The organism is Paracoccus sp. SSK6, assembly GCF_039770665.1.
Taxonomy (GTDB): domain Bacteria; phylum Pseudomonadota; class Alphaproteobacteria; order Rhodobacterales; family Rhodobacteraceae; genus Paracoccus.
The window spans coordinates 197,637-217,096 of the sequence record NZ_JBDPNJ010000003.1 but is presented as its reverse complement, the minus strand read 5'-3'; the positions used below and the strand labels follow the sequence as shown (position 1 = coordinate 217,096).

General features: G+C 69.9%; 10 protein-coding genes and 1 pseudogene. 9 read left to right on the top strand and 2 right to left on the bottom strand.

Translation table 11 applies throughout. The features are described from left to right. Window positions 1-109: 109 nt before the first annotated feature. The 3 genes from AAIL68_RS04140 to AAIL68_RS04130 are packed head-to-tail and all read left to right on the top strand — an operon-like array spanning window position 110 to window position 10,628. On the top strand, window positions 110-1,375 hold the full coding sequence (locus tag AAIL68_RS04140) for a DNA repair exonuclease (RefSeq protein WP_347138263.1): 1,266 nt from the start codon (window positions 110-112) through the stop codon (window positions 1,373-1,375). After that, a complete protein-coding gene (locus AAIL68_RS04135) occupies window positions 1,375-4,776 on the top strand; it encodes an AAA family ATPase (RefSeq protein ID WP_347138261.1) in 3,402 nt (1,133 codons plus the stop codon). The genes AAIL68_RS04140 and AAIL68_RS04135 overlap by 1 nt, the downstream gene beginning before the upstream one ends. 11 nt (window positions 4,777-4,787) lie before the next feature. Continuing rightward, the gene (locus tag AAIL68_RS04130; protein WP_347138260.1) at window positions 4,788-10,628 is read left to right on the top strand and encodes a DUF3320 domain-containing protein; all 5,841 of its coding nucleotides are present in this window, start codon (window positions 4,788-4,790) and stop codon (window positions 10,626-10,628) included. Window positions 10,629-10,695: 67 nt separating this feature from the next. On the opposite strand, the gene AAIL68_RS04125 is transcribed toward AAIL68_RS04130, so the two are convergent. After that, a complete protein-coding gene (locus AAIL68_RS04125) occupies window positions 10,696-10,908 on the bottom strand; it encodes a hypothetical protein (RefSeq protein ID WP_347138259.1) in 213 nt (70 codons plus the stop codon). Between the two features lie 51 nt (window positions 10,909-10,959). Here AAIL68_RS04125 and AAIL68_RS04120 point away from each other — a divergent pair. From AAIL68_RS04120 to AAIL68_RS04110, 3 genes and pseudogenes are all read left to right on the top strand, one after another. Next, a pseudogene (locus AAIL68_RS04120) lies at window positions 10,960-11,328 on the top strand (FtsX-like permease family protein); the annotation flags it as partial. Between the two features lie 132 nt (window positions 11,329-11,460). Continuing rightward, entirely contained in the window at window positions 11,461-12,519 is a 1,059-nt protein-coding gene (locus AAIL68_RS04115) for a type III polyketide synthase (protein ID WP_347138258.1), read from the top strand. 1 nt (window position 12,520) lies between these two features. Continuing rightward, the gene (locus AAIL68_RS04110) at window positions 12,521-13,033 is read left to right on the top strand and encodes an isoprenylcysteine carboxylmethyltransferase family protein (protein ID WP_347138257.1); all 513 of its coding nucleotides are present in this window, start codon (window positions 12,521-12,523) and stop codon (window positions 13,031-13,033) included. Between the two features lie 214 nt (window positions 13,034-13,247). On the opposite strand, the gene AAIL68_RS04105 is transcribed toward AAIL68_RS04110, so the two are convergent. Further along, window positions 13,248-13,406 (bottom strand): hypothetical protein, encoded by a 159-nt coding sequence (locus AAIL68_RS04105; RefSeq protein WP_347138255.1) that lies wholly within the window; start codon window positions 13,404-13,406, stop codon window positions 13,248-13,250. Between the two features lie 282 nt (window positions 13,407-13,688). Between AAIL68_RS04105 and AAIL68_RS04100 the strand changes: the two genes are divergently transcribed. The 3 genes from AAIL68_RS04100 to AAIL68_RS04090 are packed head-to-tail and all read left to right on the top strand — an operon-like array spanning window position 13,689 to window position 19,457. Then, complete coding sequence (locus tag AAIL68_RS04100) at window positions 13,689-16,769, top strand: response regulator (RefSeq protein WP_347138254.1); 3,081 nt, start codon at window positions 13,689-13,691, stop codon at window positions 16,767-16,769. After that, complete coding sequence (locus tag AAIL68_RS04095; RefSeq protein ID WP_347138253.1) at window positions 16,766-17,626, top strand: CheR family methyltransferase; 861 nt, start codon at window positions 16,766-16,768, stop codon at window positions 17,624-17,626. Before AAIL68_RS04100 ends, AAIL68_RS04095 begins: the two co-directional genes overlap by 4 nt. Beyond that, window positions 17,619-19,457, top strand: a complete 1,839-nt coding sequence (locus tag AAIL68_RS04090; RefSeq protein ID WP_347138252.1) for a response regulator — start codon at window positions 17,619-17,621, stop codon at window positions 19,455-19,457. Before AAIL68_RS04095 ends, AAIL68_RS04090 begins: the two co-directional genes overlap by 8 nt. The last annotated feature ends 3 nt before the right edge of the window (window positions 19,458-19,460 follow it).

Genomic DNA, 19,460 nt, shown 5'->3' with positions numbered 1-19,460 from the left:
ATTCCGGCCTTTCGGGCCGTCCTGGGGGCTTGGAAGCGGCTTAATTGGCTTGCCGCTAGGGTCATCCTGCACGATATTTAGTGGAAAACCCTGCCGCCGGTGCAATCCCTTGAGCTTCCGCTTCGTCCATACCGCCGATCTGCATCTCGACGCCCCCCTGACTGCGATGGCCCTGCGCGATCCCGACCTTGCCCGAGAGGTCGGCATCGCCTCTCGCGCGGCCTTCTCGCGGATCGTGGATCTGTGCATCCATGAGGATGCGGCCTTCCTGCTGATCGCGGGCGACCTGTGGGATGGCGAACACAGCTCGACCAAGACGCCCCGGTTCCTGAAACAGGAACTGCTGCGCCTGAGAGAGGCCGGGATCCGCTGCTTCATCATCCGCGGCAACCACGATGCGCTGGCCCGCCAGACCGGCGAGCTGGACGCGCCCGACAACACGGTGCTGTTTTCCGGCCGCCCCTCCACCTCCGAGATCGAGATCCGGGGCCACCGCGTCGCCATCCACGGGCTCAGCTTCCGCGATCCCCATGCGCCCGAAAGCCTGCTGCCCCGCTATCCCGCGCCCCGGCCCGGCGCCTTCAACATCGGCATGCTGCATACCAGCCTGAACGGCAGTCCGGGCCACGATCCCTATGCGCCCTGCGCCCTGGGCGACCTGGACGGGCACGGCTATCACTATTGGGCGCTTGGCCATGTCCACCGCCGATCCGAACATGTGGGACGCACCACGATCGTCATGCCGGGCATCCCGCAGGGGCGCGACATCGGCGAGGCCGGTCCCACCTCGGTCACGCTTGTCGATGTGGCCGACGACCACGCGGTCACGCTGGACCAGCGCGCAGTGGCCTCGATCCGGTTCGAGCGGGTCGATGTGGACTGTTCGCCCGCCGCCGACTGGCCCGGCCTGCTGGCGCTGCTGGAAGCCGAAATCCGCCGCATCGGCCGGGCGCCGCGCGCGGAAAGCCATCTGGTGATCCGGCCCGTGCTGCGGGGGACCACGCCGCTTGCCTGGCGGCTGGCGCGCGACCACGACCGCCTGACCGAGGAAGCCCGCGCCTTCGCATCCGGCACAGGCGGGCTCTGGATCGACAAGCTGGAACTGCGGCTGGCGGACGGGGCCGATGCCCCCGCCCTGACGGGCCCGGGACTGCCGGGCGAGTTGGCGGCGATGGTGCTGAACGACCTGCCCCGGGATCGGGGCCTGGAAGGCGCGCTGCTCTCCGCCGCGCGCGACCTGCTGCGCGACCTGCCGCCCGAGGCGCGCGACATCCTGGGCCAGGACGAGGCGGGCCTGCCCGGACACTGCCGTGACCTGCTGCTGCAGGGCATTCCGGCGATCCTGTCGCGGCTGGCCGGGGACGAGGCCGCCTGATGCGCCTCGAACGGCTGGATCTGACCCGCTATGGTCGCTTTACCGCGACATCGCTGGCCTTTGCGCAACCGGCGCCGGGCGGGGCCGATCTTCATGTCGTCTATGGGCCGAACGAGGCCGGGAAATCCACGCTGTTCTCGGCCTGGCTGGATCTGCTGTTCGGGATCCCGCTGCGCAGCCGCTATGACTTCCTGCATCCCGGCCCGACCATGCAGATCGGGGCGCGGCTGTCCCATGCCGGGGGCGCGCTGGACCTGCGGCGGCTCAAGCGCAACAATGCCAGCCTGCTGGACGGGCATGATGCGCCGATCCCCGAAACCGTCCTGCAATCGGTCCTGGGCGGGCTGTCGCGCGACAGCTATGCCGCGATGTTCTCGCTGGACGACGACACGCTGGAAAAGGGCGGCGACAGCATCCTGGCCAGCCGGGGCGACCTGGGCGAGATGCTGTTTTCCGCCAGCGCGGGCCTGGCCGACCTTGCCCCCCGGCTGGACGCCATCCGCGCGGATCTGGACGGCTTTCATCGCCCCGGCAAGCGCAGCGGCTGGCTTTACGACGCCAGGAAGCATCTGGCCGACCTGGATGCCCGGCGGCGCGGCATCGAGGTTTCGGCAGGCGCGCTGCAGAAGCTGGTGCGCGAGGCGGAAGCGGCAGAGCAGGCCTGGCGCGAGGCCCGCGCGGCCGAGGACGCGGCACAGGCGGAACTGGACCGGCTTCAGGACATCGCCGCGACCCTGCCGCTGCTGGCCAAGCTTGCCAGGCTTCGGGACCGGCTGCGGCCCCTGGCGCATCTGCCGGACGCGGGCGCGCTTACGCGCGACGAGGCCGACCGGATCGAACGCGACCGGCTGGCGCTGAACACCCGCATCGCCGACCGCGCGCTGCGGCTGCAAGGGCTTGCGGAAAAGCTGGACGCCGTGAATACCGACGCCGCCGCGCTCGCCTGCGCCGAGGACATCGACGCGGCCGAGGCGCTGCGGCCCGAACATGATGCGGCGGTCAAGGATCTGCCCCGCCGCTGGCCCGAGGCCGGCGAAGCTCGGTCGCGGATCGCCGCGCTTGTGGCGGAACTGGGACAGGATGGCGCGCAGGCATCGGATCTTGTGCTGCCCGCCGCCACGCTGGCCCGGCTGCGGTCGCTCTTGTCCGAACGGTCCGGGCTGACGACGGCCCTGGCCAGTGCCACCGCCGAGACGCGCAAGGCCGCGGACCTGCTGGCGCGGGAACGCGACCGGCTGGGCGATCCGGGCCCGGTGGACGACGACGCCGCCCTTGCCGCGCTGCTGGCCCGGCTGCGCGCCCAGGATCCGGCCGACATCTGTCATCGCGCGCGGCGCGACTGCGACGCGGCAGAGGCCAGGCTGTCCGCTGCGGTCGAGGCCCTGGCGCCCTGGACCGGGGAAGCCGCGGGGCTTGCCGCCCTGAGCGTTCCGCCGGGATGGCAGATCCGCGACTGGGAGGCGGGCCGGGAAGCCGCGCGCCAGCGGGAAGGCGACGCGCGCCGCGAGGCCGAGGATCTGCGCGCCGCGCTGGACCGCCTGCAGGCCGGGATGGCGGGGGATGCGCAGGCCCGGTCGGCCACGGGGATCACGCTGGCCGAGGCCGCGAGCGCCCGCAGCAGGCGCGAAGCGCGATGGGCCGCGCATCTGGCCGCGATGGACAGGGCCAGCGCCCGCGATTTCGAACAGGCCCTGCGCGAGGATGACCGGATCTCGGCCCTTCTGGCCGAAGCCATGGCCGAGGCGCGGCGCGAGGCCCTGCAACGGAGCGAGCGGGACCGGCTTGCCGCGCGCCTGGAGGATGCGGGGGCAAGGCTGGAAGCCGCCCTTGGGGAACAGGACGCGATCGGGGCTGCGGTGGGCTCTGCCTGCGCCGGGCTTGGCCTGGACGGGGGATCGCTGGCAGATCTGAAGCATTGGCTTGACTTGCGGCTTGCTGCGCTGGCGGAGCGCCGGACGCTGCAGAATGCCGAAACCGCCCTGCGGCGCGGCGAGGATCTGCTGGACGGTGCATCCCGCGCGCTTGCCGCCGCCCTTGGCCAAGCGGAGGGTGGAACCGGGCGCGATTACGACAGCCTGCTTGCCGCCGCCATCGCACGCCTGGACGCCACCGAGCGCCGCCGCGAGGCCCGCCGCCGCCTGACCGGCCTTGCCGCGGACCTGCGCGACCGCGAGGGGGCCGAAAGGGACGCCCGCGAGGCGCTGGCCTGCTGGCGGCGGCACTGGGCCGAGGCCAGCCAGGGCACCATCCTGGCCGATCATGCCGACGAGGATCCCGGCTTGGGCGTGATCCTCGACCTACTGGACCGGCTTGGCACCGCCGTCCGGGATCGGGCGATGCTGGAAGACCGGATCGCCAAGATGGAGGCGAACCGCGACCGCTTCCAGAACGCGCGGACGGCGATCATGCGGGTGTTGGACCTGCCCGACGCGGCGCCCTGGACCGATGTCCTGTCGCGCCTGCGCCGGGCCCAGGACATGGCGCGGGACCGCGAAGGTCTGGCCCGGCAGCAGGCCGAGGAAATGCGCCAGGACGACGAGGATCGCCGCCTGCTGGAGGCCAGGGAACGGGAAGCCGCCCGCCTTGGCGCGTCGCTTGGCTGGGCGGCGGATCAGGGCGCCCTATCCGATCATGTCGCCTGCTGCCTGGAGGCTGCCCTGCTGCGCCAGGACATCGCCGCCCTTGAGGACGAGTTGCGCGACCGGCCCCGGCCCGCGGATGCAGACGACGCGGACACGATCCGGCAGCGGATCGAGGGGCTGAAGGCCGACGGGCAGATCCTGCGCCACCGGACGGAAACCTGCCTGGCCGCGCATCTGGACGCCAGGCGCCGGATCGAGGCCGTGGGCGGGGACGATGCCCTGGCCCGCATCGCGTCCGAACGCCAGAACCTGCTGCTGGAGATCCGGGAACGGGCCCGCAGCCACCTTGCCGCCCGCTTCGGCCTGATGGCTTTCGAGACGGGAATGCGCCGCTATCGCGACCAGCACCGCAGCGCCATGCTGGCCCGCGCCTCGGACGCCTTCGCCAGGCTGACCGGCGGGGCCTATCGCGGCCTTGCGACCCAGCCCGACGGCCAAGCCGAGGTTCTGGTGGCCTTGCCCGCCGCCGAGGGCGCGAAGCTTGCGGCGGACCTCTCCAAGGGCGCGCGGTTCCAGCTTTACCTGGCGCTGCGCATCGCGGGCTATCACGAACTGGCGCAAAGCCGCCCGTCCGTTCCCTTTGTCGCCGACGACATCATGGAAACCTTTGACGACAACCGGGCAGCCGCGGCCTTCGCGCTGCTGGCGGAGATGTCGCGCGCGGGGCAGGTGATCTATCTGACCCATCACCGCCACCTGTGCGACATCGCCCGCGCCGCCTGCCCGGCGGCCAACGTCATCGATCTGCAATCCCTCTGAAAGACAAGACCATGCAGGATGAAATCCCGCTTATCCCTTTGCCCGCAACATCCGAACCGGCCCCGTCGCTGGCGCTGCATCCGGTCCTGGCGGCCAAGGTGAACTTCGCCACCGCCCAGAACGGCGTGGCCGTCGTCAAGGGGCTGGAGATCGGGAACACGGGAACGGAACCCGTCCGGGACATCCGCCTGACCCTGTCGGCAAGCCCCGCCATCCTGCGCGAAAAGACCTGGGCCGTGGATCGCATCGCGCCCGGCGCGACGGTGCAGCTGACCGATCTGGAAACCCCGCTGGACACCGCGATGCTGGCGGGCCTGGACGAGGCCGAGATCGGCCTTCTTCACTTCCGCCTGTCCGCCGAGGGGCTGGAGGAGGCCGAAACGACGCACCGGATCGAGATGCTGGCGCGGGACGAATGGGGCGGCCTGGCCGAGATGGACAACATCCTGGCGGCCTTCGTCTCGCCCAACCAGCCGGCGGTCGCGCGCATCCTGAAGGAGGCCGCGCGCCTGCTGGAAGCGGCGGGCCATTCGGGCGCCATCGACGGATACCAGGGCAACGATCCCCTGCGGGTCTGGATGCTGGCGGGGGCGATCTGGTCGGCGGCGACGGGCCTTGGCCTGACCTATGCCGTGCCGCCCGCATCCTTCGAACAGGCCGGGCAGAAGATCCGCGATCCCGAACGGATCCTGTCCGAAGGCCTTGCGACCTGCCTGGACAGCACGCTGCTGATGGCAGCGGCCTATGAGGCGGCAGGGCTGAACACGGCGGTGCTGTTCTCTCAGGGCCATGCCTGGGTCGGCGTCTGGCTGGTCCGAAAGGATTTCGGCCGGCTGGTCGAACCCGATGTGGTGGCGGTCAGGAAGGCTGCGGCCGCGCGCGAATTCGTGCCCCTGGAAACCACCCTGCTGACCCGCCGCCCCGCCGTGGGCTTCGAGGAGGCGGTCGCGGCCGGACGCGACCGCCTGTCCGAGGCGCGCGAGGCCGAATTCATCCAGGCGGTGGACATCAACCGCGCCCGCGCCGCGCGGATCCGCCCGCTGGCCAGCCACCGCATTCCCGGCGCCCCGTCGCCCGAGGACGAGGGGGCCGCATCGCCCGCCGCCCTGCCCCGCCCCCTGGATCTGGGACTGCTGCCCGGCGAACTGGCCGAGGAAGCGCCCACCACCGCCATCGGCCGCATCGAACGCTGGCAGCGCAAGCTGCTGGATTTGTCGCTGGCCAACCGGCTTCTGAACTTCCGCGACACGCGAGGCGCGGTGCCGATGGTCTGCACCGACATTTCCGCGACCGAGGACCGCCTTGCCCATGGCGAGGTCTTCCGCCTGCTGGCGCTCAAGGATGAAAACGCCGTTGCGGGCCGCGACATCCCTGCCGACGAGGCCCGCCGGATCGAGCGGGAACTGGCGGCGGACGCCCTGACGCGCGGCCAGTTCGCCGTGCCGCTGACCGCGCGCGAGATGACCGACCGCCTGACCGAGCTTTACCGCAAGGCGCGCAGCGACATGGCCGAGGGCGGCACCAACACGCTGTTCCTGGCCGTGGGCTTCCTGCGCTGGAAACGGACGGAAGGCGACAGCCGGTCCTATCGCGCGCCGCTTCTGCTGGTGCCGGTCAGGCTCGAACGCCGCTCGGCCCAGTCCGAGTTCCGGCTGAGCCAGCTGGAAGACGAGGTGCGCATCAACGCAACCCTTCTGGAAATGCTCAAGCGCGATTTCGAACTGCGTATTCCCGACCTTGAGAGCGAGTTGCCGCGCGACGAAAGCGGCCTCGACATCCCCCGGATCATGGAGATCCTGCGCCAGCGGGTGCGCGACGTGGCGGGCTTCGAGGTGGTCGAGGATTTCGCGCTGTCCACCTTTTCCTTCGCGAAATACCTGATGTGGAAGGATCTGGTGGACCGCACCGACAGCCTGCGCGAAAGCCGGCTGGTGGCCCATCTGGTGGACAACCCGACCGAGGCCTTCGAAGGCGCGGGAACGCCCATGCCCCATCCGTCGGACATCGACCGCAAGCACGCCCCCGGCGACCTGCTGGCGCCGCTGCCCGCCGACAGTTCGCAGCTGTCCGCCGTGCTGGCGGCGGCCGAGGGGCGCGACTTCGTGCTGATCGGCCCGCCCGGCACCGGCAAGAGCCAGACCATCACCAACATCATCGCCGACCAGCTTGGCCGGGGCCGCACGGTCCTGTTCGTGGCGGAAAAATCCGCCGCACTGGATGTGGTGCATCGCCGTTTGGAACGTCAGGGCCTGGGCGACGCGGTGCTGGAACTGCATTCCAGCAAGGCCGACCGCAAGAGCGTGCTGGCCCAGCTTGGCCGGTCCTGGGACCGGGCCGCTGCGGCGCAGGCGCAGGACTGGATCCGCGTATCCGAGGATCTGCGCCTGACGCGCGACCAGTTGAACGCTTATGCCGATGCGCTGCACCGCCCAGACACGCAGGGCTTCAGCGTCTTCCAGGCCATCGGCAGGGTCGCGAGCGGCGCGCCGGGCTTTGCGCTGCGCTTCGACAACAAGGACTGCCATGACGAGGCAAGCTGGCAGCGCCTGCGCGCCCTGGCCGCAGATCTTGGCGCGCGCCACCGGGCCGTCGCGGATCTGGACCCCGCCGGGCCGCTGTCGCTGCTGGACGGGGGCGAGTGGTCCTTCGGCTGGCAGGACCGCTATCTGGACTGCGCCCACGCGCTGCGCCTTGCCCGCGCCGCCGCGCGAGAGGCGCGCGCCGCGCTGGCGCAGCGGCTTGGCCTGCCGCCCGGTGACGCCGACAATCCCGACATCGCGGCGGCCCTTGGCTGGCTGGCCGCCCGGCGGCTGGGCCAGCCCGCAGTCGCGGCCGATGCCCTGCGCGCGTCTGATATGGCCCGCGCGCAGCTTGGCGCCCTGCAGGACGCCCTGGGGCGCGCGGCACGGGCCCGGTCGTCCCTGTCGGCCCGCTACCCGGACGAAGGCCTGGCCGACATGCCGCTGGACGCGCTGGAGCTGCAATGGCGCGAGGCGCAGGGCAAATCCTGGCCCTTCGCGGGCATGGCGCAACGCAAGCTGCGCAAGCTGCTGCAAACCTATGCCGGCGCGGGCCGGGCCGATCCCGCCCGCGACCTTCCGGCGCTGAGGCAGCTTCTGCGGGCAAGGCAGGACATCGCGGCCTCGGATCTGCGCACCCTGCCGGGCTTTGCGGACGAGAACACGGACACGGCCCGCATCGCTGCCGAACTGGACGCGGCATCGGCGTTCCTGGACCTGGAACGGCATCTGCGCGCCGCAGGCCTGCCCGCCGCGCGGCTGGAGGAACACCGGGCAGAACTTTCGGCGGCCTCGGGCGGCGGTTTCGCGCCGCTGCTGCAAGCCCTGCGCGACGCGGAGGGGCAGGCCGAAAAGGCAGCCGCCGCCTTTGCCGATGCGGGCGGCACCCTGCCGCAGGACTGCGACGCGCTGCTGGCCGGGCTGGAGCCGCTGTCGAACCGCTTCGGCGACTGGCTCAAGTGGCGCGGCACCCGTGCCGAGGCCATCGGCGCCGGGCTGGAACCGCTGGTCCTGGCGCTGGAAGGAAGGGCGGAGATCCCCGACACCGTGCGCGCCTTCGAACAGGCCTATATGGCGTGGTGGGTCCGCCCCGCTATGGACGCCGAACCCTGCCTGCGCGGCTTCGCGCATTGGGAACATGACGCCCTGATCCGTCGCTTCCGGGAACTGGACGACGCCTTGGCCGGTCTCGCCTCGGCCGAGGTGATGCGCAGGCTGGGCAACGACCTGCCCGCCCGCGATTCGGTGCCGCGCAATTCGGAACTGGGGGTGCTGCGCCACCAGTTGGGACTGCAGCGCCCCACCCGCGCGATCCGCAGCCTGATCGCCGACATGCCGACAAGCTTCGTGAAGCTGGCGCCCTGCGTGCTGATGTCGCCCTTGTCGGTCGCCCAGTACCTGCCTGCAGGGCAGGCGCAGTTCGACCTGGTGATCTTTGACGAAGCCTCGCAGATCACCACCTGGGACGCCATCGGGGCGATCGCGCGCGGCCGTCAGGCGATCATCGTGGGCGATCCCAGGCAGCTTCCCCCCACCAATTTCTTCGGCCGCAGCGAGGACGGGGCCGAGGAGGACGCCGAGCTTGCCGACCATGAGAAGGACATGCCGTCCATCCTGGACGAGGTCGCGGCGGCAGGCATCCCGACCCACCGCCTGAACTGGCATTACCGCAGCCGGGACGAGTCGCTGATCGCCTTTTCCAACCATTTCTACTACAATGGCGGACTGGTCACCTTCCCCTCGCCCGACGCGTCGGGCCATGCCGTGCGGCTGCACAAGGTCAGGGGAACCTATGGGCGCGGCAAGGGATCGACCAATCCCGAGGAGGCCCGCGCGGTCGCGGCCTTCGTCCGCAGGCGGCTGAGGGAATGGCTGAAGCTGCCCGAAGGCGACCGCCCGACCCTGGGCGTCATCACCTTCAACGCCCAGCAGCAGGGCCTGATCCTCGACCTGCTGGATGCCGAGCGCAAGGCCGACCCCGATCTGGAATGGTTCTTCGCCGACGAGCGGGAGGAGCCGGTGATTGTCAAGAACCTGGAAAACATCCAGGGCGACGAGCGCGACGTGATGCTGTTTTCCATCACCTTCGGGCCGGATGCGGCCGGCAAGTTCACCATGAACTTCGGCGCGATGAACAAGGACGGCGGGGAACGGCGGCTGAACGTCGCGGTGACGCGCGCGCGGGCGGAACTGCATGTCTTCGCCTCGATCGCCGCCGACCAGATCGACACCACCAGGACGCGCGCACGCGGGGTCGCCGATCTCAAGGCCTTCCTGGACTTTGCCGAGCGAGGGCCCGTGGCCCTTGCGGCGCAGGACAGCGGATCGGCCGGACCCGCCGATTCCCCCTTCGAGGAAGCGGTGCGCGATGCCCTGTCCCGCAAGGGATGGGAGGTCCACACGCAGATCGGCGTGTCGGGTTTCCGCATCGACCTGGGCGTGCGGCATCCCGATCATGCGGGCGTCTGGCTGGCGGGCGTGGAGTGCGACGGGGCGCGCTATCATTCCTCGGCCACGGCGCGCGACCGCGACCGGATCCGCCAGGCGGTGCTGGAGGGCCTGGGCTGGACCATCCTGCGGATCTGGTCCACTGACTGGTTCCGCGCCCCTGACGCCACCATCGCGCGCATCGACGCCAGCCTTCGCGCGTCCCTGGAGGCAGACCGGGCGCGCCGCGCCGAGGCAGGGGCGGTCCCGGAGGCGCCCGAGGAGGAGCCGCACCTGCCCGACGCACCGGAGGAGGCGCAGGCCCCCGCCCCCCGCCCGCAGGGCTCCGGCGGGCCGCAGGACGGCGGAACCGCAGGCGAGGCCAGGGTTCTGTTCGCCGGCAATGCGGCATCCCCGGCATCCATGCCCGCAGACATCCGCCCCGATCCCGCGCGGTTCTTCGACGACGACTATCTGGCCGACCTGCGCGGCCTGATGCGGCGGATCGTGGCGCGCGACGGGCCGATGCCCGAAAGCTGCCTTGCCCGCCGGATTTCCCAGCTTCACGGCTGGCAGCGGACCGGCGCCCGCATCCAGGCCCGCCTGGCCGCGCTGCACGATGCCTTCGACATCACGGACGAGGCGGGGGTCAGGTTCCTGTGGGACAGGGGCGGCATCAGGAACCGGGCGCCCTTCCGGGGGATGGGTGATCGCACGTTGCGGGACATCTCGCGCTCCGAAATCGCGGAGCTGATCGACCGCAACGCGGGTCGCGTCGCCGCGGCGGAAGACCCCGAACTTGAGCTTGCCCGGCTGCTGGGCATCGCGCGGCTGAGCAGGGATGCCAGGGAATACCTGCAGGCCTGCAGGAGCTGGCGGGACGAAACGACCCCGAGCCCCCGATAGGCAGGCGGGGGGGCTGCCCCGGCTTGGCCCAACGGGATCGTCCCGCAGGATGGCGCGGTCTGGCCGGTCAGTTCGCGGAGAGTGCGATCCCGTCCAGCCATTCCCCCACCGCCGGTCCCAGCGCCGCGACGATGGCCTGGACGCCGGCGGCGCTTGGATGCAGGCGGTCGTCCTGCAGCAGGTCGTCCAGATCCTTTCCCGCCGCGTATCCGGCGGTGATGGGGGCAAGCAGATCAGGACAAAGCGCCGCCCCATGCGCCTGGGCCAGGCCGGGATACATGGCCTGGAATTCCGCCTGAAGTTCGGGGCCGAAATTTCCCGGCGCGGCCAGGCCACATCGCTGGCCGCGCTGGCGGTGCTGGCGACCGGGTTCGTCGTGCTGATCGGCGCGGCTGCTGCGGGCGAACGCGCCCGCATCTTCGAGGCGGCGGTGCTGAAGACCCTTGGCGCCACGCGCGGGCAGGTGCTGGCCAGCTTCGCCCTGCGTTCGGCACTGATGGGGGCCGCGGCGGGTCTGGTTGCGGGTCTGGCTGCCGGGGCGATCCTGACGCAGGTGATGGAACTGGATTATCGCTTCGCCGCCGGTTCGGCCCTGGCCGTCGTTGCTGGCGGGGTGGGGGCCACGCTGGCGGCGGGGCTGGTCTTTGCGCTGCGGCCGCTGTCCGTCCGCCCCGCCTGCGAGCTGCGCGCATGGGAATAGGGTGGTCTGCAGGCAGGATCCGTGCAGGCATGGAATGCCGGAAACGTGTTGCGCTTTTCCCGCCCGCCGCGCGTTTGCCGCTCACGCATTCCCTGCGGCGATCCGCAGAAGACGCTGACAGCAGGACAGGACATGGTTCACGGCAACCCCGCCCCTTCCCCCCGGCTCTTGTCGATCGCCACGGCGGTCCCGCCCGAGGTGCTGGACCAGGACGCGGTCCTTCGGGAATCCCGCGAGCTGCTGCAAGCGCGGTTCGCCCAGTTCGACCGGCTTGCCCCCGCCTTCCAGAATGCCGGCATCGACACCCGCCATTCGGTCGTGCCGCTGGACTGGTTCCGACAGCCGCATGGATGGACCGACCGGACCGAGGCCTATGCGGCAGGCGCCGCCCAGCTTTTCCAGGACGCCGCAGGCAAGGCGCTGGATCGGGCGGGCCTGCGCGCCCATCAGGTCGATATCGTGGTGACGGTATCGTCAACGGGGATCGTCACGCCGACGCTTGAAGCGGTGGTGGCCAAGGCCATGGGGTTCCGGCCGGACGCCATGCGCGTGCCGGTCTTCGGCCTGGGCTGCGCGGGGGGCGTGTCGGGCCTGTCCATTGCCCGCGACCTGGCCCTGGCCCGGCCGGGCGCCGTTGTCCTGATGGTCGCGGTCGAGGCCTGCACCCTGCTGTTCCGGCTGGACCGGCTGACCAAGGCCGACATCATCGCGACGGCCCTCTTCGGCGACGGCGCGGCGGCCGTCGTGCTTCGGGCCGGGATGGCCGGGGACAACGGCAAGCCTGTCATCGGGCAAGGCCGCCAGCACATGTGGCCCGACACGCTGGGCATCATGGGCTGGACCGTCGAGGAAAGCGGCCTTGGCGTGGTCTTCGACCGCTCGATCCCGGTTTTCGCCGAGGCCGAGTTGCGCAGGGCGATGGATGCCCTGATGCCGGGACGCCACGTGGACCGCTATGTCTGCCATCCGGGCGGCGCCAAGGTCATCACCGCGCTGGAAACATCGCTGGACCTGACCGAAGGAACCCTGGACATCGAGCGGCGGATCCTGGCGCGGAACGGGAACATGTCCGCCCCCACGGTACTTTTCGTCCTGGAGGCGGTCCTGCAATCGGGCCAGCGCGGAGAATTGCTGGCGCTGGCCCTGGGTCCGGGCTTCACCCTGTCGGTTCTTCCCGTAAGGGTTCCGTGACATGGGCGGGCAAGAGGTTTTCCCGGCATCCCTGGCCTTCATCGCCTTCCTGGTCCTGCAGCGGGGGGCCGAACTGGTCCTGGCGCGGCGCAACACGCAGAACCTTCTGGCCCGAGGCGCGGTCGAGCATGGGGCCGCCCATTATCCGCTGATCGTGATCATGCATGCGGCATGGCTGGCGGCGATCTGCGTCTGGGGCTGGGACAGGCCGGTTTCCCCCGGCTGGCTGGCGCTGTTCGCGGCCCTACAGCTGTGCCGTTTCTGGGTACTTGCAAGCCTTGGCCCCCGCTGGACGACAAGGATCATCGTTCTTGACGAGCCGCTGGTCAGGCGCGGCCCCTATCGCTGGATGTCCCACCCGAACTATGCCGTGGTCGTCGCGGAAATCCTTGTCGCGCCGATGGTGCTTGGCCTGTGGCCGGTGGCGGCCGCGTTCACCGTCCTGAACGCCCTGGTGCTGGGCATCCGCATCAAGGCCGAGGGCCGGGCGCTGGCGTCCCTCCGCCGCCGATGACAACAGCACAGCCCTGATCCCGCCAGAACAGCTTGTCCCGGCAGTTGATCGCCGTGCCAGGATCACGTTTCACCTGCGACCTTCTGTTGCACGCCACAGGCGGCCCAAGAAATCAGGCGGCATCTTCGCAAGGCTGCGGAAGCACCCGCCATGCCGTTTGCGGCGCATGATCGGGACGGTCCCGCTGACAGCCGCAAGACCTTCGGCGCCGCGCCTAGCCGCCCCCGATCCCCGTCGTCACCTTGCCTGTCCCGCCGCAGTCGGGGCACTCCTTGCCTTCGACCCGCCCGCTGCCCTCGCATTTGCGGCAGATGTTCTCGCCCGCGCCGGGCGTGCCGGGCGGAACGGCATCGGGGTTCGCCTTTTCACTCATCTCGGCCTCCTGCCTGTCTGTGCCTTGACCCAACACGGAGGGGGTGCGGCCTGTTCCCCTTTGCGAGGACTGACGTGAACGTCACTGCGGAGTCCGGGCACGGGGCCGCTTTTCGGGTTGTGCCGCCGTCCTGGGCCGGGCAGTCATGTGTGACGCTGCGTGGCGATATGGGTGGCCCTTGCAACGGGCGGCGATTTTCCCGACATCCTCCTGGAACCTTGGCCACGGGCCCGGCGTTGGACGCTGGCCGTCTGCGGCCAGACGGCAACACAGGGAAACAGTGTGTCCAAGACGAAAGACCTGGCGATCCTGGCCATGATCGCCATCGTAATAGGTGGCGTATTCATTATCGACCTTTATGTTCCCCTGGGAACGGCGGTCTGGCTTTTATACATCGTGCCGCTTGCGCTCAGCTTCTGGGTCAGGCTGCCCTGGGCGCCGGTCGCTGTCGCGGGCCTTGCCTGCCTGGCGATGGCGGGGGGGTTCTTCCTGGATCTTGGCGCGTCGGGCATCCCCACCCATGTCGCCGCCGTGAACCGCACCCTCGCGGGGCTTGTCTATCTTGCGCTTGGCGCGACGGGCCGGATCCTGATCCGCAACCGCGAGATCCTGACACGCGAGGCCTGGCTGCGCGATGGGGAAGCGGCCCTTTCGCAGGCCGTGCAGGGCGATCCGACGGCGGATCAACTGGGCCAGCGGATCCTGGCGGCCCTGTCCGAACGCCTGGGCGCGCGGGCGGCCATCGCCTATTCCGCCAGCGGCGGCGGGGTCCACCAGCTTGCGGCCTGGGGCGTCGATCAGGCGATGCTGGCGCAGCGCGACGGCCCGGCCGACGGCCACCTGGGCCGCTGCCTGAGCGAAGGCCGGGCGGTGCAGCTGACCCTGGCGCCCGAACAGGCCCTGGGCTGGGCCTCGGGGCTGGGGCGCGGGCGCGCGCCGCATTCCCTGATCGTGCCGCTGCGCGAAGGGCGCCGCATCGACGGCCTTCTGGAATTCGGCTTCGACGCCCCGCCTGCGGGCCGGGTGACGGATCTTCTGGACCGCACATCGGAACGGCTGGCCCTTGCGCTGCGGTCGGTCGAATACCGCCAGCGGCTCCAGGAACTGCTGGAGGAAACCCGTCGCCAGGCCGAGGAGCTGCGCAGCCATACCGAGGAACTGGCCGCCAGCAACGAGGAACTGGAGGAACAAAGCCGCGCGTTGCAGGACAGCCAGCGGCGGCTGGAAGAACAGCAGGCCGAACTGGAACAGCAGAACAGCCAGCTTGAAGGCCAGACGCAGGAGCTTGAGGATCAGCGCGACGCCCTGGCCCGCTCCCGCCGCCAGCTTGAGGCGAAGACGATCGAGCTGGCGCGCGAAAGCCGCTACAAGTCCGAATTCGTCGCCAACATGTCGCACGAATTGCGCACGCCGCTGAACGCGCTGCTGATCATGTCGCGCCTTCTGGCGGAAAACCGCGGCCGCAACCTGTCGGACGAACAGATCCGCTGGGCCGAGACCATCGAAAGCTCGGGCAAGGATCTTCTGGCGCTGATCAACGACATCCTTGACCTGTCCAAGATCGAGGCCGGAAAGCTGGACCTGACGCGCGAAAGCGTCGATCCGCAGTCCCTGGCCGACAAGCTGCTGCGCGCCTTCCACGAACAGGCGCGCGGCAAGGGGCTGCAACTTGTGGCCGAGGTCGCGCCCGGAACTCCGCATGTGACGACCGATCCGGGGCGGCTGGAACAGGTGCTGCGCAACTTCCTGTCCAACGCCCTGAAATTCACCGAACGCGGCCGGGTCACGCTGCGGATCGCGCCCGCAGGCCGCGACATCGCCTTCGCAGTCAGCGACACCGGCATCGGCATCGACGAGGATCAGCAGGGCGCCGTGTTCGAGGCCTTCCGGCAGGCCGATGGCACGATCTCCCGCCGCTTCGGGGGGACGGGGCTGGGCCTGTCGATTTCCCGGCAACTGGCCGACCTGCTGGGCGGGCGGATCACGCTGGACAGCACCAAGGGGCGCGGCAGCACCTTCACGCTGACCCTGCCCGCAGCAGCCGAGGATCAGGCAGCATCCCGCGCGCCCGCCGCCCTTCCCGCGCCGGTGCTGGACAAGGCGGCCGACGATGCCCCCGCGCCCCTGGCCGCGCTTGCCGGCCTGGCGGACGACCGCGACGCGATCCGGCCCGGCGACCGGGTGATGCTGGTGGTCGAGGATGACGCGGTCTTCGCGCGCGTCCTTTACGACCTGGCCCACGAGCTTGGCTTCCGCTGCGTCTGCGTGGACCGGGCCGACGATGCCGTGCGGGCGGCAAAGCGGTTTGTTCCCCATGCCATCGTGCTGGACATCCGCCTGCCCGACCATTCGGGCCTGTCGGCGCTTGACCGGCTGAAACGCGACACCGCCACGCGCCATATCCCCGTCCATGTCATCTCGGCCGAGGATTACACCCGCGAGGCGCTGGCCCAGGGCGCCATCAGCTACATGCTCAAGCCGGTGGCGCGCGACCAGTTGGAAACCACCATCCGCAACCTGGAACAGCGCCTGACCGACCGTTTGCGCCGCGTCCTGATCGTCGAGGACGATCCCGCCCAGATGGAGGGCCTGAAGGCCCTTCTGGCCAGCGACGAGGTGGAAACGCTGGGCGCCGGAACCGCCGCCGAGGCGCTGCGGATCTGCCGCAGCCAGACGGTGGACTGCATCGTTCTGGACATGACGCTGCCCGACGCCTCGGGCTTCGACCTGCTGGAGCAACTGGACGCCGACGGCACCGCCGCCTTCCCGCCGGTCATCGTCTATACCGCCCGCACCTTGGATGAGGCCGAGGAACAGCGCTTGCGCCGCTATTCCAAGTCGATCATCATCAAGGGCGCGAAATCGCCCGAACGGCTCATCAACGAGGTGACGCTGTTCCTGCATCAGGTGGTGTCCGACCTGCCCGCCAGGCAGCGCGAGATGCTGGCGGCGTCGCTGAACCGCGACGCCCAGCTTGAAGGCCGCCGCATCCTGGTGGTCGAGGACGACATCCGCAACGTCTATGCCCTGACCGGCGTCTTCGAGCCCCACGGCGCCACCGTCCAGATCGCGCGGAACGGGCGCGAGGCGCTGGAGGCCCTGGGCCGGATCAACGACGGCGCGGCCCCCAAGGTCGATCTGGTGCTGATGGACGTGATGATGCCGGAAATGGACGGACTGACCGCCACCCGCGAGATCCGCAAGATCGACCGCTGGAAGACGCTGCCCATCATTATGCTGACCGCCAAGGCCATGGCCGAGGACCAGAACCGCTGCATCGAGGCGGGCGCGAACGATTACCTGTCCAAGCCCCTGGACGTGGACAAGCTTCTGTCGCTGACCCGCGTGTGGATGCCGCGATGACCGTCCCGCCCGTCCCCGCCGGTTCCGCCGACGGCATCGAACTGGACCTGTTCCTGGAAGCCCTGCACCGCCGCTGGCATTACGATTTCCGGTCTTATTCCCGCGCCTCCCTGATCCGGCGGACCGACCTGGCGCGCGAAAGGCTGGGCTGCGCCACGCTGTCGGATCTGCAGGGGCGGCTGCTGCGCGACGCCTCGATCCTGCCCGACGTGATCGACGCGATGACGGTGCAGGTCAGCGAATTGTTCCGCGACCCCCCCTATTACCTGGCGCTGCGCCGGGAGGTGATCCCGCATCTGCGAACCTTCCCCTCGCTCAAGGTCTGGGTCGCGGGCTGCGCGGACGGAGAGGAGCTTTACTCTCTGGCGATCCTGTTCCGCGAGGAAGGGCTCTTCGACCGCACGATCTTCTATGCGACGGAAATCAACCGCCGCGCCTTGGCGCGGGCCGAGGCGGGGGTCTATCCCATCGACCGCCTGCCCGCCTTTTCCCAGAATTATCAGCGCGCGGGCGGCACGGGCACGCTGGCCGATCATTACACCGCCGCCTATGGCCGGGTGGCCTTCGACCGCGGGTTGCGCGCCCGCACGGTCTTCACCGAACACAATCTGGCCACCGACCAGGTCTTTTCCGAAGTGCACCTGATTTCCTGCCGCAACGTGCTGATCTATTTCGACAGCCCCCTGCAGGACCGCGCCCTGGGCCTGTTCGCCGAAGCCTTGACACGCGGCGGCTTCCTGGGCCTTGGATCGCATGAAACCCTGCGGTTCTCGTCCCATGCCGGATCCTTTGCCGCCTTTGACGAACCGGGCCGGATCTGGCGACGGATTGCGAGCCAAGAGAATGCCCATGTCTGACCTCATGTCCGACCACCCGATCCGCTTCCTGATCGTCGATGACATCGCCGAGAACATCTTGGCGCTGGATGCCCTGCTGCGCCGCGACGGGCTGATCGTCGATCACGCCCGGTCGGCCTCGGACGCCTTGGAACTGATGCTGGTCCACGATTACGCCCTCGCCTTCCTGGACGTGCACATGCCCGGCACCGACGGCTATGAACTGGCCGAGCTGATGCGATCGACCGAGCGGACGCGCGGGGTGCCGATCATCTTCGTGACGGCGGCGGAACGCGACGAAACCCGCCGCTTCCGGGGATACGAGGCCGGCGCGGTCGATTACATCTTCAAGCCCATCGACCCGGTGGTCCTGAAATCCAAGGCCGAGGTGTTTTTCCGCATCGGCCGCCAGGCCAAGGATCTGCAGCGCCAGCGCGACGAGATGCGGCAGCTTGCCCGCGACCGCGACCGCGCAGCCGACCGGCTTCGCGCCCATACCGACAATTCGCCGCTGGCCTTCGTCACGCTGGACCAGGATCTGACCGTCCAGGACTGGTCGAAGGGATCCGAGCGGATGTTCGGCTTTGCGGCGGCGGATGTGCTGGGACGGTCCGCCACGGCCGGCGGCTGGCTGGACAAGGAAGGCGCGGCCAGCCTGGGCGCCTGGCTGAAACCGGGCGATGGCGCCCCGCCGCGCCAGTCCTGCGAGATGCAGCTTGGCCATGCCAGCCGGGGCACGATTCCCTGCGAGGTTTACGGCTCGATCCTGGCCGAGGGCGGCCGCAGCAGCCTGTCGCTGCAAATCCTCGACATCACGGACCGCAAGCGGGCCGAGCAGGTCCGCTCGCTGCTGGTCGGAGAGCTGAACCACCGCATCAAGAACACCCTTGCCAATGTGCAGGCCATCGCCCGCCAGGGCCTGCGCCGTTCGGACAGCCTTGCCGATTTCGAGGCAAGCTTCGGCGGCCGCCTGCAGGCGCTGTCGCGCGCCCATTCGATCCTGTCCGATTCCACCTGGGCCAGCGCCCCGCTGGACCAGCTGATCGACGACCAGATCCGCGTGGGCACCCTGGACGGCGACCGGCTGCATCGCCGCGGCCACGCCGTCGAACTGGCGCCCGACACCATGCTGCGGATGGCCCTGGCCCTGCATGAACTGGCAACGAACGCCGCCAAATACGGCGCCTTGTCGGTACCGCAGGGAACGGTGCATCTGGACTGGGTGTCCGAAGGCTCCGGCATCCGCCTGACCTGGCGGGAAAGGGGCGGCCCTCCGGTCGCGACGCCTGACAGCGGCGGTTTCGGCTCGGACCTGATCGCGGCCGTCGCGGGGGGCGATGCCGACGCGGTGGCCGTGGAATGGCGCCCGACCGGCGTTGTCTGGACCATCAGGCTGTCGGACGGCGTCAAGGCCCAGGAAGGCGCCGCGCCGGTGGTCGAGATCGCGGCGGACCAGGTGCCCGATGCCGCCGCCGCCCTGGAAGGCCGCAGCATCCTTGTGGTGGAGGACGAACCCCTTGTCGCCCTGGACATCCAGGCCGAACTGGAGGACGCGGGCGCGGGCCCCGTCCAGATCGCCCGGACCGTCGAGACCGCCCTGAAGGCGCTGACCGAAGCCAGCTTCGACCTGGCGCTTCTGGACGGCAACCTCAAGGGGCAGCAGGTGGATGCCGTGGCAGAGCGTCTGCGGCGGGCCCAGATCCCCTTCTGCTTCGTTTCGGGCTATGGCCGGGAACATCTGCCTCGCGGGTTCGAGGACGTGCCCCTGATCCCCAAGCCCTTTGCGCCCGCCGCCCTGCGCCGCATCCTGGCAGAGCTTCTCGACATGCGCCTTGCCCGCGCGGCCGAGTGACGG